Annotated in this window: 10 protein-coding genes and 4 tRNA genes; 4 read left to right on the forward strand and 10 right to left on the reverse strand. The window is 56.0% G+C overall.

What is annotated here, in order from left to right; all coding sequences use genetic code 11:
• The first annotated feature begins 250 nt into the window (after positions 1-250).
• Genes hemC through hemY form a run of 4 tightly spaced genes read left to right on the forward strand, consistent with a single transcriptional unit; the run spans position 251 to position 4,345 of the window.
• On the forward strand, positions 251-1,192 hold the full coding sequence (hemC, locus tag INF86_RS11575) for a hydroxymethylbilane synthase (protein WP_180243285.1): 942 nt from the start codon (positions 251-253) through the stop codon (positions 1,190-1,192).
• Positions 1,189-1,929 (forward strand): uroporphyrinogen-III synthase, encoded by a 741-nt coding sequence (gene hemD / locus INF86_RS11580; RefSeq protein ID WP_023299041.1) that lies wholly within the window; start codon positions 1,189-1,191, stop codon positions 1,927-1,929. Before hemC ends, hemD begins: the two co-directional genes overlap by 4 nt.
• Before the next feature lie 20 nt (positions 1,930-1,949).
• Entirely contained in the window at positions 1,950-3,143 is a 1,194-nt protein-coding gene (gene hemX / locus INF86_RS11585; RefSeq protein ID WP_022646657.1) for a uroporphyrinogen-III C-methyltransferase, read from the forward strand.
• A gap of 2 nt (positions 3,144-3,145) precedes the next feature.
• The gene (hemY, locus tag INF86_RS11590) at positions 3,146-4,345 is read left to right on the forward strand and encodes a protoheme IX biogenesis protein HemY (RefSeq protein WP_032622057.1); all 1,200 of its coding nucleotides are present in this window, start codon (positions 3,146-3,148) and stop codon (positions 4,343-4,345) included.
• 539 nt (positions 4,346-4,884) lie between these two features.
• Here hemY and INF86_RS11595 read toward each other — a convergent pair.
• The 10 genes from INF86_RS11595 to rffA form a co-directional block, all read right to left on the reverse strand.
• Positions 4,885-4,961: transfer RNA gene (locus INF86_RS11595), tRNA-Pro, on the reverse strand.
• Positions 4,962-5,005: 44 nt separating this feature from the next.
• A tRNA-Leu gene (locus INF86_RS11600) sits at positions 5,006-5,092 on the reverse strand.
• Positions 5,093-5,113: 21 nt separating this feature from the next.
• Positions 5,114-5,189, reverse strand: a tRNA-His gene (locus INF86_RS11605).
• Positions 5,190-5,256: 67 nt separating this feature from the next.
• Positions 5,257-5,333 (reverse strand) — tRNA-Arg (locus tag INF86_RS11610).
• Positions 5,334-5,435: 102 nt separating this feature from the next.
• On the reverse strand, positions 5,436-6,821 hold the full coding sequence (locus INF86_RS11615) for an amino acid permease (RefSeq protein ID WP_022646654.1): 1,386 nt from the start codon (positions 6,819-6,821) through the stop codon (positions 5,436-5,438).
• Between the two features lie 197 nt (positions 6,822-7,018).
• Positions 7,019-7,759: a lipopolysaccharide N-acetylmannosaminouronosyltransferase gene (gene wecG / locus INF86_RS11620; protein WP_015570015.1), complete on the reverse strand. Its 741-nt coding sequence runs from the start codon at positions 7,757-7,759 to the stop codon at positions 7,019-7,021.
• 12 nt (positions 7,760-7,771) lie between these two features.
• Entirely contained in the window at positions 7,772-9,124 is a 1,353-nt protein-coding gene (gene wzyE, locus INF86_RS11625) for an ECA oligosaccharide polymerase (RefSeq protein WP_193543554.1), read from the reverse strand.
• The gene (locus tag INF86_RS11630; RefSeq protein WP_038415039.1) at positions 9,121-10,200 is read right to left on the reverse strand and encodes a TDP-N-acetylfucosamine:lipid II N-acetylfucosaminyltransferase; all 1,080 of its coding nucleotides are present in this window, start codon (positions 10,198-10,200) and stop codon (positions 9,121-9,123) included. Before INF86_RS11630 ends, wzyE begins: the two co-directional genes overlap by 4 nt.
• Positions 10,197-11,447, reverse strand: a complete 1,251-nt coding sequence (wzxE, locus tag INF86_RS11635) for a lipid III flippase WzxE (protein WP_193543555.1) — start codon at positions 11,445-11,447, stop codon at positions 10,197-10,199. Before wzxE ends, INF86_RS11630 begins: the two co-directional genes overlap by 4 nt.
• 1 nt (position 11,448) lies before the next feature.
• Complete coding sequence (rffA, locus tag INF86_RS11640) at positions 11,449-12,579, reverse strand: dTDP-4-amino-4,6-dideoxygalactose transaminase (protein WP_022646650.1); 1,131 nt, start codon at positions 12,577-12,579, stop codon at positions 11,449-11,451.
• Positions 12,580-12,582 lie beyond the last annotated feature (3 nt).

Below are 12,582 nucleotides of genomic sequence, written 5' to 3' on the forward strand. Positions count from 1 at the left end.
TTGTTGTTTTCTGGTGGTACAGACGAAAAAATGGTCTAAAACGTGATCAATTTAACACCTTGCCGGTTGACCGTAAAGAAAGATGCGCTACATACAAGTGTAGCACCGTTCTGTACGTGTAAATTCCTGAATACGGCGGTGGCTGACGCGAACGCCGCCCTGTCCCTCTCACTCTTCATCAACCGTAAAACTGCCATCCGAGTGTCAACAATGTTAGGATGGTTAGCGATTGATAATGACGGTAACAAGCATGTTAGACAATGTTTTGAGAATTGCCACACGCCAAAGTCCTCTTGCGCTCTGGCAGGCACATTATGTTAAGCAGCGCCTGGAAGCCTGCCACACCGGATTACGCGTTGAGCTGGTGCCAATGGTCACGCGTGGCGATGTCATTCTTGATACGCCGCTGGCCAAAGTGGGCGGAAAGGGTCTGTTTGTCAAAGAGCTGGAGCTGGCATTGCTTGAGAACCGCGCCGATATCGCCGTGCATTCGATGAAGGATGTGCCCGTTGAGTTCCCGAAAGGGCTGGGGCTGGTGACCATCTGCGAGCGCGAGGATCCGCGCGATGCGTTTGTCTCTAATCGCTATGACTCGCTTGATGCGTTGCCGGCAGGCAGCGTGGTCGGCACGTCAAGTTTACGCCGCCAGTGTCAGCTGGCTGAACGTCGCCCGGATCTGGTGATTCGCTCGCTGCGTGGGAACGTCGGCACACGCCTTGGCAAGCTGGATAACGGCGACTACGATGCCATTATTCTTGCGGTTGCGGGCCTGAAACGCCTGGGGCTGGAAGAACGTATTCGCGTGGCGTTGCCGCCGGAGCTGTCGCTGCCCGCCGTCGGCCAGGGTGCCGTCGGCATTGAGTGTCGTCTGGATGATACGCGTACTCAGGCACTGCTCGCGCCGCTGAATCATGACGATACCGCCGTTCGCGTAAAAGCCGAGCGCGCGATGAATACTCGCCTCGAAGGAGGCTGTCAGGTGCCAATTGGCAGCTATGCTGAATTAACTGACGGTGAGCTGTGGCTGCGTGCGCTGGTTGGCGCGCCGGACGGCTCGCAGATGGTTCGCGGTGAACGTCGCGGCAAGCCGCAGGATGCCGAGGCGCTTGGCGTATCGCTGGCGGAAGAGCTGCTGAGTAATGGCGCGCGTGAAATTCTGGCTGAGGTCTATAACGGAGAGCCCCCTGCATGAGCATACTTGTCACCCGCCCTTCTCCCGCAGGAGAGCAGTTAGTGAGCCGTCTGCGCGCACTGGGGCAGGTGGCCTGGAGTTTTCCGTTGATTGAATTCTCCCCCGGTCGCGAGCTGCCTACGCTCGCTGACCAGATGCGTGCCTTGCAGGAAGGTGATCTGCTCTTTGCGCTATCGCAGCATGCCGTGGAATTTGCCCATGCGCAGCTACAACAGCAGGGCGTTAACTGGCCCCACGCACCCCGCTATTTCGCCATCGGGCGCACCACGGCGCTGGCCTTACATACCGCGAGCGGAATCGATGTTCGTTACCCGTTAGATCGGGAAATCAGCGAAGTCTTGCTACAATTACCTGAATTACAAACTATTGCCGGAAAGCGTGCGCTCATTTTGCGCGGCAACGGTGGTCGCGAACTGCTGGGCGAAACGCTGCGCGAACGCGGCGCAGACGTGACGTTTGTGGAGTGCTATCAGCGCTGTGCGAAACACTATGATGGCGCGGAAGAAGCCATGCGCTGGCACGCGCGCGGCATTAATACGCTGGTGGTTACCAGCGGTGAAATGTTACAACAGCTTTGGTCGCTGATTCCGCTTTGGTATCGCGAAAACTGGTTACTCCGCTGTCGGCTTCTGGTCGTCAGCGAGCGTCTGGCGAACCACGCCCGGGAACTGGGCTGGCAGGATATTCGGATCGCTGATAACGCCGACAACGATGCGCTGCTGCGCGCATTACAATAACTCTCAAATGGGAAGCCATAATGACGGAACACGAAAAATCCTCCGCCGTGGTTGAAGAGACCAGGGAGACTGTGGACACCACGTCACAGCCAGAGACGACAGACAAAACCGTTGAGAAGAAAAACGGCAGCAATAAAACCAGCCTCACGCTGAGCGTGATTGCCATCGCGATTGCGCTGGCCGCAGGCGTGGGTCTCTACGGACTGGTGAAGAAACAAGGCACCAACCAGACGGCCACCAGCGACGCGCTGGTTAACCAAATCACCGCCCTACAGAAAGCGCAGGAGACGCAAAAAGCTGAGCTGGAAGGCGTGATCAAACAGCAGGCTGCCGCCCTCGCCGACGCGAACAGCAAACGTGAAGAGTTGACCAAACAGCTGAGCGAAGTGCAGGAGAAAGTCGCCACGATTTCGGGAACCGATGCCAAAACCTGGCTGCTCTCACAGGCCGATTTTCTGGTGAAGCTGGCCGGGCGCAAGCTCTGGAGCGATCAGGATGTCACCACCGCCGCCGCGCTGCTGAAAAGCGCCGACGCAAGCCTGGCCGATATGAACGATCCGAGCCTCATCAACGCACGCCGCGCTATTACAGAAGATATCGCCAGCCTGTCTGCGGTTTCTCAGGTCGACTACGACGGTATCATCCTTAAGGTAAATCAGCTCTCCAACCAGATTGATAACCTTCAGCTGGCCGATAACAACGACGATGACTCCCCGATGGATTCTGACGGCACCGAGCTTTCCAGCTCCCTGAGCGAATGGCGTATCAACCTGCAAAAGAGCTGGCAGAACTTTATGGACAGCTTTATTACCATTCGCCGCCGCGATGAAACTGCCGTGCCGCTGCTGGCACCGAACCAGGATGTCTATCTGCGCGAAAACATTCGCTCCCGCCTGCTGGTGGCTGCCCAGGCCGTACCACGTCACCAGGAAGAGACCTACAAACAGGCGCTGGATAACGTTTCAACGTGGGTACGTGCTTACTACGATACCAATGACGCAACCACGACCGCGTTCCTGGAGGATATCGACAAGCTGAGCCAGCAAAACATCACCATGAACGTGCCGGACAAGCTGGAAAGCCAGCCGATTCTGGAGAAGATCATGCAGACGCGCGTGCGTAACCTGCTGGCCCAGCCGGGCGTTCCGGCAGAGCGCCCGGCTGAAGCACCTGCCGCCGCGCCAGCGCCTGAAAGCGCGCCGCAAGGAGAGTGATGATGCTAAAAGTCTTCTTACTCTTCATCCTGCTGATCGCCGGAATTGTACTGGGGCCGATGCTCGCGGGTCACCAGGGTTACGTATTGATCCAGACCGATAACTACAACGTCGAAACCAGCGTGACAGGGCTGGTGATCATCCTGATCCTGGGTGTGGTCGTCCTGCTGGCAGTGGAATGGATCCTGCGTCGGATTTTCCGTACCGGGGTTCACACGCGCGGCTGGTTCGTTGGCCGTAAGCGCCGTCGCGCCCGTAAGCAGACCGAGCAAGCGTTGCTGAAGCTGGCCGAAGGCGACTATCAGCAGGTTGAAAAGCTGATGTCGAAAAATGCCGACCATGCAGAACAGCCGGTTGTTAACTATCTGCTGGCCGCTGAGGCGGCGCAACAGCGAGGCGATGAGGCCCGCGCCAATCAGCATCTTGAACGCGCATCTGAGCTCTCAACTAAGGATCCGATTCCGGTTGAGATCACCCGCGTTCGTCTGCAACTGGCGCGCAATGAAAACCATGCCGCACGTCACGGCGTTGACCGTCTGCTGGAAATTACCCCTCGTCATCCGGAAGTGCTGCGTCTTGCGGAGCAGGCATACATTCGGACAGGTGCCTGGGGTTCGCTGCTGGACATTATCCCTTCCATGGCGAAAGCCGACGTGGGTGATGATGAACATCGTGATGAACTTCAGCGTCTGGCCTGGATTGGCCTGATGGATCAGGCGCGCGCCGATCTTGGCAGCGACGGCCTGAAAACCTGGTGGAAAAACCAGAGCCGCAAAACGCGCCAGCAGGTTCCCCTTCAGGTGGCGATGGCAGAACATCTGATTGAGTGTGACGACCATGACACCGCGCAGGAGATCCTTCTCGACGGTCTCAAGCGACAGTATGATGACCGCCTGGTGATGGTCATCCCGCGTCTGAAAACCAACAATCCGGAACAAATAGAAAAAGCACTGCGCCAGCAGATCAAAACCGTGGGCGATCGTCCGCTGCTGTGGAGTACGCTTGGCCAGTCTTTGATGAAACACGGCGAGTGGCAGGAGGCGAGTCTCGCCTTCCGCGCTGCGCTGAAGCAACGCCCGGACGCATTTGATTACGCCTGGCTTGCTGATTCGCTGGACAAGCAGCACAAGCCGGAAGAGGCCGCAGCCATGCGGCGTGATGGGCTTCTGCTTACGCTACACAATAACGGAACGCAGCAGTAATTATCCAGGAGGCCAGATGGCCTCCTTTTTTGTACCCATAAAAAAACGCCTGCTATAAAAGCAGGCGTTAAAACAGGTCTGTAAGACAACATATTTGGTGCTTCACTCAACGTTATGTCCATGGTGTTTGATGAGGCCGAAGCGACATCTGTCAGTGGACGATAAGCACCGTAAACGGCTCTGCGTCATTCCTGAGTTTATGAGGCCGTAGGGCGAACATAAGAGATGGAATGAGCATCTACACGCATATTATTGCATGTAATGTGCCAGGTTTACACGCATAACTTTTACATCGCGCAACATTTTAAGATAAAAGGAAATTATGTTGTTAAGAGGCGCCTTACGCCATACAAACTCGCGCTAAGGGCGGCAATCTGTCGTCACCAGGAGACAGGTTAAGAGAGAAAATAATAAATTCTTTATTATTAAAGGCTTATATGTCGCTGAATCGCGACAAGGATATAGAGTGTTGTCGGGGAATGGCTACAGGATGAAAAAGCGCAGAAAACAAAAAACCCCGCCGAAGCGGGGTTCAAAATTGGTCGGCGAGAGAGGATTCGAACCTCCGACCCACTGGTCCCAAACCAGTTGCGCTACCAAGCTGCGCTACTCGCCGATGTACTGCTTTTTTGAATTTTTAGTTCAACTCATTAAAAGTCGTGGTGCGAGGGGGGGGACTTGAACCCCCACGTCCGTAAGAACACTAACACCTGAAGCTAGCGCGTCTACCAATTCCGCCACCTTCGCAATTCACAACTCTTTCAATAATGGGGTGGCTAATGGGATTCGAACCCACGACAACTGGAATCACAATCCAGGGCTCTACCAACTGAGCTATAGCCACCACTGTATTCTTTCACGCGGTTCTGACTACTTCTCAGACCACCGCAGCTCTAGCGCCGGGACTAAAATGGCGCGCCCGACAGGATTCGAACCTGAGACCTCTGCCTCCGGAGGGCAGCGCTCTATCCAGCTGAGCTACGGGCGCTTAGCGCCGTTGCGGGGCTGGATATTACGTACCTCCGACCCCGCTGTCTAGTGCTTTTTTGAAAAAAATGCGCGTTTGGTTATGGTTTGCACATTTTGCCGCTTATTCCTCCACTTTATGGGCGGAGCCACGGCGACCCAGGCCAAAAAGTTTATATGCAGCTGTGACGGCAGCCAGGAAGATCATCCCGACAAACAGCGACATGCGGGTATCTTCATTAAAGTACATTCCAATTAATACGCAAATCAGGAACGCCATCGTCAAATAGTTCGCATACGGGAACAGAATGGAACGGAATGGATGGCTGGCGATCGCTTCTTTGTGCGCCTGTCGGAAACGCAGCTGGCTAATCAAAATGACAAACCACGGTACCATCCCCGGCAGCACGCTGGCGCTATAAACATAAACAAACACGCGCTGCGGATTCGGGATGATGTAGTTCAGGCAAGAGCCAATCAGCAGAATCACAATCGACACCGCTACGCCCGCCACCGGTACACCCACGCGGGAGACTTTACCCATCACCGCCGGCAGCTGTTTGTTTTGCGAGAGCGCGTAAAGCATGCGCCCGCAGCTGTACATCCCGCTGTTACAGCCGGAGAGCGCCGCCGTCAGCACCACAAAGTTGATAATGGCGGCTGCCGCCGTGATGCCAATCTTAGCGAAGGTTAAGACAAACGGGCTGCCGGTGGTGCCGATCTCGTTCCATGGGAAAATGGTCACGATAACGAAGATCGCGCCCACATAGAAAATCAGGATACGCCACAGCACCTTGCCTACCGCGCTACGCAGCGTGACCTGCGGGTTTTTCGCCTCACCTGCGGTAATGCCGATCAGCTCAACGCCCTGATAGGAGGCGACAACGATACAGAGCGCCGTCAGAAAGCCCTTCCAGCCGCCCGCAAAGAAGCCGCCGTGCCCGGTCAGGTTATCAAAACCGATAGCGTGCCCGCCGTTACCGAAGCCAAAGAAGATGACCCCAAGGCCAACGACAATCATCACGATGATGGTGGTGACTTTGATCATCGCAAACCAGAACTCGATTTCGCCGTAAAGACGAACGGCGGCAAGGTTCGCCAGCGCCACCAGCCCTACGGCAATAAGCGCGGGTATCCACTGGGCCATCTCCGGGAACCAGAACTGCACGTAGACCCCGATGGCGGTGATCTCCGAAATCCCCACGGCCATCCACATAAACCAGTACGACCAGGCCGTGAGATAACCAAAGAACGGGCTCATATACCGGTGGGCGTAAACGGCGAAAGAGCCCGTCACCGGCTCCAGAAACAGCATTTCGCCCATTGAGCGCATGATGAAGAAGACGAACAGTCCGGCAATAATATACGCCAGCAGGACGGAAGGCCCCGCCCACTTCAGCGTGCTTGCCGAGCCCATAAACAGGCCAACGCCGATAGTCCCGCCCAGCGCGATCAGTTCAATATGTCGAGCTTCCAGCCCACGCTGAAGCTCCGGTTTTTTCTCTGCCATAATTCCTCGGTTGTGTTTGCTGTTTCCCGACTTGTTGCCGGGTATTGTTTTGAGGGGTACTGAAATACGGAGCGAATGGTTTCTTAAATTCTGGCAAATGGCAAACAATGCATTAAAAAAATGAATGCATTGCACATAAACTCAGCAGTTTTGCGGGGGGCGTTGCAGCGCGAACAGCAGATCGCGCTGCATATTGATTACATTTTCCCGGTGTAGTGCCAGGCGAGGTAGCGCAGAAGGCGAATCTGTCGTTTTATACGCGTCGGTTGGGAGAGCAGGCGGTAGAGCCACTCCAGCCCCAGATTTTGCCAGACTTTGGGCGCACGCTTAACGTGGCCGGTAAAGACGTCGTAGGTGCCGCCAACGCCCATATAAAGCGCATCCGGGCTGACCAGACGGCAATCGCGCATCAGTATTTCCTGGCGCGGCGACCCCATAGCGACAGTGACAATTTTCGCCCCGCTGTCGCGCACGCGCTCATATAACGCCTGGCGATCTTCCGGCCTGAAATAGCCATCCTGGCTGCCCACTATGTTAACATTCCACTGGCTACGCAGCTTTTGTTCGGTCTGCGCCAGCACCTCTGGCTTGCCGCCGATCAAAAATACCGGCGTGCCTTCAGCGCCTGCGCGCTCCATAAGCCGCTCCCAAAGGTCAGCACCCGCCACGCGAGACACATTAGCGTCTGGAAACTTTTTACGAATTGAACGTACCACGCTAATACCGTCTGCGTATTTAAACTCCGCGGCTTCAATCAGGCTTTTCACTTCCGCATTATCTTCAACCGCCAGCATTTTTTCTGCGTTGATGGCCACCAGCGTGCCCGACTTCATCTGCCCGTCCGCGAACAGAAAATCCAGCGCGTGCTGCATGTCACGCCAGCCAATCAGCTGTAGCCCGCGCAGTGCATAACGCGGGGCTGAAGTTGTATCCGTCATGATAATCCCTACTCAGACTTGCGACAGCGTTGTGCTGCCCTGTGGCTCACGTCTGTGCACAAGCCCTGCACTGTCAAACAACCAGTACAGCAGTTTTGCCAGCAGCAGACAGAGTCCGAAAACGACCATAAAGAACACCACGCGTGAGACGAATGAATCCAGCCCCTCGCGCGCCAGAACGATCATATTGAAAATGGCACCGAAACAGAAACTGTGCAAAACAGCGGCTTTGTAGCGGTTGGTCTCTTCGTTACCCAGCGTATATAGCCAGTCGAACCATTTTATTATCAGCCCTACCGCGATCGCGCCAGGCAGGATAAACCACGTTCCGCCCATCACTACCAGCGAGCCAATCAGGGTTGGGGAAATCGCCAGACCCGAATGGTTGTTCAGCACTTCCCAGGTGAAGTAGTTCGCCGTGTTCAGGACAATGCCGGGACGATCGGGCCACAGCCACGTCGGTATAAAGACATAGAAATCGCGAACAATCGGCGCCAGCCCCTGGAATTCGATCTTGTCGTAGTTTTGCAGCAGTAATGCCAGGTTTTCCCACGGCGAGAAGGTGTCGCGCGTCAGATACAGGAAGGTGTAAAACGCTTCGTCGCCGGCCACGTTCAGCCCGTAGCGCTTCAGCGCCAGCCAGAACATCCCCACAATGCCAAAGACGCCTGCCGCCGCCAGCATCCACAGCGAGATCCAGCCGCGAATAATGCCAATAAACAGGAAAATCGCGAAGGCGATAATGATGTTGGCGCGGGTGCCGCCGACGATCATGTAGGTCAGAATGCCAAATGCGACGGTGCTGACCAGGAAGAACAGCCAGGCTTTGCTGTCCTGACGCAGGAAAAAGATCACCAGCATCGCCGGGATAAAGAAATAGAAGAAACGCTTGAGCGCGACGCCGGAGACTTCGGCGGAGAAAATCTGGCTATAGGACTGCAACTTAAACAGTAAAAAGCCGTTATGCATGAAGAAAATCGCCACGCTGACGAGGGCGATAGTCATCAGCATAACCCACGTCAGATGGGTTTCTACCCGGTTCATGGTAAACAGCGGACGACGGGGGGTGGTGTCTTTTGCCGCCCGCAGGCGCGTTTTATAAGTGACGTAGTACACCGCGTAGAAGCAGGTCGCAGAGAGCAGCGCCTGCAACAAGATTTCCGGCGGCGCGACGCCAACATCAAAGCGGAACACGAGGATGCTGGTCAGCGGGAAGCCAAAGAAAAAGGTCAGCAAAAACAGCAGCGAGAAGAATACGTTGAAGTTAAAACGTACCCGCCGGAATTCAAACCAGGTGAGCGTGGCGATAAACAGCGTGCTCAGCAGCCAGACCACCAGCAAGCCGCTAAACTGCAACTGACTCATGCGTTGTCTCCTGAAGCAATACGCAGCGCGCGGTGCCACGGCGTGAGGTAGTTCGGGCTGAAAAAGTCGATGCTATTTTTATCCACCAGCGTGAGCTGACGCTGCGCTTCCCGTACCACCTCGACATTAAGCGTGTCAGAGGTAAACAGCACCGGAATATGCTGCTCGGCCATGTCCTGCCAGAACGGGTTTTCGCGGTTGAGCACGCAGGGTACGCCCGCCTGAATCAGCAGACACAGCGTGCCAATCCCCTGCTGACGGGCAAAGATGAAATAGCCCAGATCGCATTTTCGCAGCAGCGCGAGATAGTCATCAAATTCCAGCTTATCGCTGAGAATGTGCAGGTTTTCCGCGCTAAACAGCGCAAGCCCCTGCTGGCGAACTTCATCGATGTAGGCGTCGTTATTGGCGGGATAGCCCATCGGCACCACCACGTTCACCGTGTCGCCAAACTGCTGATGCACCGCCCTCAGCGCCGCGACATGCTCGTTACTGCGATCGCCGGAATTCCCCACCAGGATGGTCAGCTTGCCCTCTCGAACCGTGTCATTCGCCATGGTGTTCAGCGCCGGATCCATACGGGTCGGGAAATAGAGCAGCTCCCCGCGAACCTTCGGGTGCTGTTTAGCAAAATAGTTGAGATCGCCTCGGGTAGCAAAAACGCAGCCCACGCGCGCCTGCGCCAGACGACGCAGCGGATAGAAAAGTCGGAACTTCCAGCCACGGGAGACTTCGTAGAGATCCGCTCCCCAGATATGCCAGCTGAACTGAGAAGGTTTGATCCCGCCGCTTAACAGCGCCAGCCACAGTCCGGTATTGAACTGTCCATGGAAGAAGAAACGTTGGCTTCGATCCGCTTTGGCTTTAGCAACCACGGCCTTCGTCAGCGCCGCTTTGTCTGGCCAGAAGGTGATATGCAATGCCGGACACGCCGCGCTCAGGCCGCTGTCGCGTCCAACGACCATAAACTCACGCGCATCGGGCGTGCCGGATGCCAGTTCATCGTTGAAGAACCGCAGAACGGTCTGGTTATGATGCGGGATATCCGATCCCAGTATGTGTATCAGTGCAGTCATGCGCGTTTACGCCAAAGTAAAAATACGCCGCAACAGGCAGCGAAATAAACGATATAAGTTGCCATATAGGCCTGCGCCGCCCCCAGCGCACCGTAGGTGGGGATCAGCCAGTGAGAAAATGCCGTTAGCAGCGCAAACTGGCCGATCTCTGCCAGGATATACAACCGCAGCGAAGCCTTCGCAATCACCAGATAGCCGAAAACGTATGCCCCCACTTTCAGCACATCGCCGACCAGTTGCCAGGCAAACAGATCGCGCATGGCGGTAAACTTCGCCGAAAACAGCAGCCAGATGGCGAAATCACGCAGTAACCACACGGTAAAGCTGGCGATCGCAACCGCCGGTAACACGAAACGCAGGGCGCGAAAAATCTCGCGGGTAATATCCTGCCTGGACGTCAGGCGCGATAAGGTTGGCAGCAAATAGACGCTAAAGGAAGCCGTAATAAATTGGAGGTAAGCATCTGAAATGCTGCTCACGCCCTGCCAGATCCCCACTTCATCCCAGCTGTAATGCGCTGCCAGCAGGTTTCGCATCATCACGTAAGCCACGGGAAGCGTTACCGAAGTGATGAGCGCCATCAGGGTAAACTTTCCTAGCTGCCCCGCCAGCATCTTGTCCCACTGCGGTTTCAGGTAACTCAGCGGGACATTGCCTCTGCGCATCAGCATAAACGCTGCCGGAATGACAACGAGCGCAGGCACCAGCGCCAGCCCCAGCAGCGCGCCTTCATAGCCGCCCAGTCGATAGCAAAAGTAGTAGGCGATAACGCCGATGATGCTGCCGAGGATCAGCGCCAGCGCATTCCCGGCGGCATCACGGAAGCCTTTCATCAGCGCCAGCAGCAGGTTCGCCCAGGCGATGCCCATCTGAACGAACGCCACCAGGCGCACCAGTCCCTGATAGTGCGTGTGTCCGAACAGTCCCTGACTAACAGGTGCCGCCGCCAGCAAAAAGACGATGGCCAGCAACGTAGAGAAGCCCAGCACCATAGCAGAGGAGGTGCCCACCACCGTGCGAAGCTTTTCGGCATCGTCATGATGCTGCGCGACGTATTTGGTGACGCCATTAAATATCCCGGCACCTGCCAGCACGCCAAGCACCGTGACCAGCTGGCGGAAGTTCCCTGCCAGCCCAACGCCTGACGGACCAAATGAGACGGCCAGCAGCTTGACGACCAGTAACCCGGCGCCAATTTTTACTAGCGTGGACGCTGCCGTCCACACCGACGCTTTTGCCAGAGACATATCAGGCGAAATAACTCAGAAGCGAATTGATCACCGTACGCTGGTTCACCGGCGCGAGGTTGTAGAACAGGGGCAGGCGGAGCAGACGTTCGCTCTCTTTGGTGGTGTAGCGGTCTTCACCGGCAAACATCCCGAAGGCTTCGCCAGCCGGGCTGGAGTGCAGCGGAATATAGTGGAATACCGCCATAATTTCCGCCTCTTTCAGCCAGGCAATCAGCTTGCTGCGATCGTCGTTATCGCGCAGCTTGATATAGAACATGTGGGCGTTGTGGATGCAGTCTGCCGGAATGGTCGGCAGTTCAATACGTCCGGCTTTAGCCAGTGGTTCCAGCGCGTCGTAGTAGGTTTGCCACAGGGAGAGGCGTTGCAGATTGATTCGCTCTGCCGCTTCCAGCTGCGCCCAGAGATACGCGGCCTGCAAGTCCGCCATCAGGTAGCTTGAGCCGATATCGCGCCAGGTGTATTTATCCACCTGACCGCGGAAGAACTGGCTGCGGTTGGTCCCTTTTTCACGGATCACTTCCGCACGCTCCACAAGGGCACGATCGTTAATCAGCGTCGCGCCGCCTTCGCCGCCTGCGGTGTAGTTTTTGGTTTCGTGGAAGCTAAAGCAGCCGATATGACCGATGGTTCCCAGCGCGCGACCTTTGTAGGTGGACATCACGCCCTGCGCGGCGTCTTCCACCACGAACAGGTTGTGCTTTTTGGCGATGGCCATGATGGTGTCCATTTCACAGGCCACGCCCGCGTAATGCACCGGAACAATCGCCCGCGTTTTGTCGGTGATCGCCGCTTCAATCAGCGTTTCGTTGATGTTCATGGTATCCGGACGGATATCCACAAACACGATTTTCGCCCCGCGCAGGACAAACGCGTTCGCCGTGGAGACGAAGGTGTAGCTCGGCATGATCACTTCATCGCCGGGCTGAATATCCAGCAGCAGCGCGGCCATTTCGAGCGATGCGGTACAGGACGGCGTCAGCAGCACCTTGGCACTGTGAAAACGTTGCTCCATCCACTGCTGGCAGCGACGGGTAAAACCACCGTCGCCACAGAGCTTGCCGCTGCCCATAGCCGACTGCATGTAATCAAGTTCAGTGCCCACAACGGGAGGCGCGTTAAATGGAATCATCTT

It is taken from the genome of Enterobacter cloacae complex sp. I1M, assembly GCF_014982425.1.
Taxonomy (GTDB): domain Bacteria; phylum Pseudomonadota; class Gammaproteobacteria; order Enterobacterales; family Enterobacteriaceae; genus Enterobacter; species Enterobacter intestinihominis.

Excerpts from the sequence above, each read along its gene's own strand:
- hemC (WP_180243285.1), top strand. The coding sequence starts at position 251 with ATGTTAGACAATGTTTTGAGAATTGCCACACGCCAAAGTCCTCTTGCG.
- hemD (WP_023299041.1), top strand. The coding sequence starts at position 1,189 with ATGAGCATACTTGTCACCCGCCCTTCTCCCGCAGGAGAGCAGTTAGTG.
- hemX (WP_022646657.1), top strand. The coding sequence starts at position 1,950 with ATGACGGAACACGAAAAATCCTCCGCCGTGGTTGAAGAGACCAGGGAG.
- hemY (WP_032622057.1), top strand. The coding sequence starts at position 3,146 with ATGCTAAAAGTCTTCTTACTCTTCATCCTGCTGATCGCCGGAATTGTA.
- INF86_RS11615 (WP_022646654.1), bottom strand. The coding sequence starts at position 6,821 with ATGGCAGAGAAAAAACCGGAGCTTCAGCGTGGGCTGGAAGCTCGACAT.
- wecG (WP_015570015.1), bottom strand. The coding sequence starts at position 7,759 with ATGACGGATACAACTTCAGCCCCGCGTTATGCACTGCGCGGGCTACAG.
- wzyE (WP_193543554.1), bottom strand. The coding sequence starts at position 9,124 with ATGAGTCAGTTGCAGTTTAGCGGCTTGCTGGTGGTCTGGCTGCTGAGC.
- INF86_RS11630 (WP_038415039.1), bottom strand. The coding sequence starts at position 10,200 with ATGACTGCACTGATACACATACTGGGATCGGATATCCCGCATCATAAC.
- wzxE (WP_193543555.1), bottom strand. The coding sequence starts at position 11,447 with ATGTCTCTGGCAAAAGCGTCGGTGTGGACGGCAGCGTCCACGCTAGTA.
- rffA (WP_022646650.1), bottom strand. The coding sequence starts at position 12,579 with ATGATTCCATTTAACGCGCCTCCCGTTGTGGGCACTGAACTTGATTAC.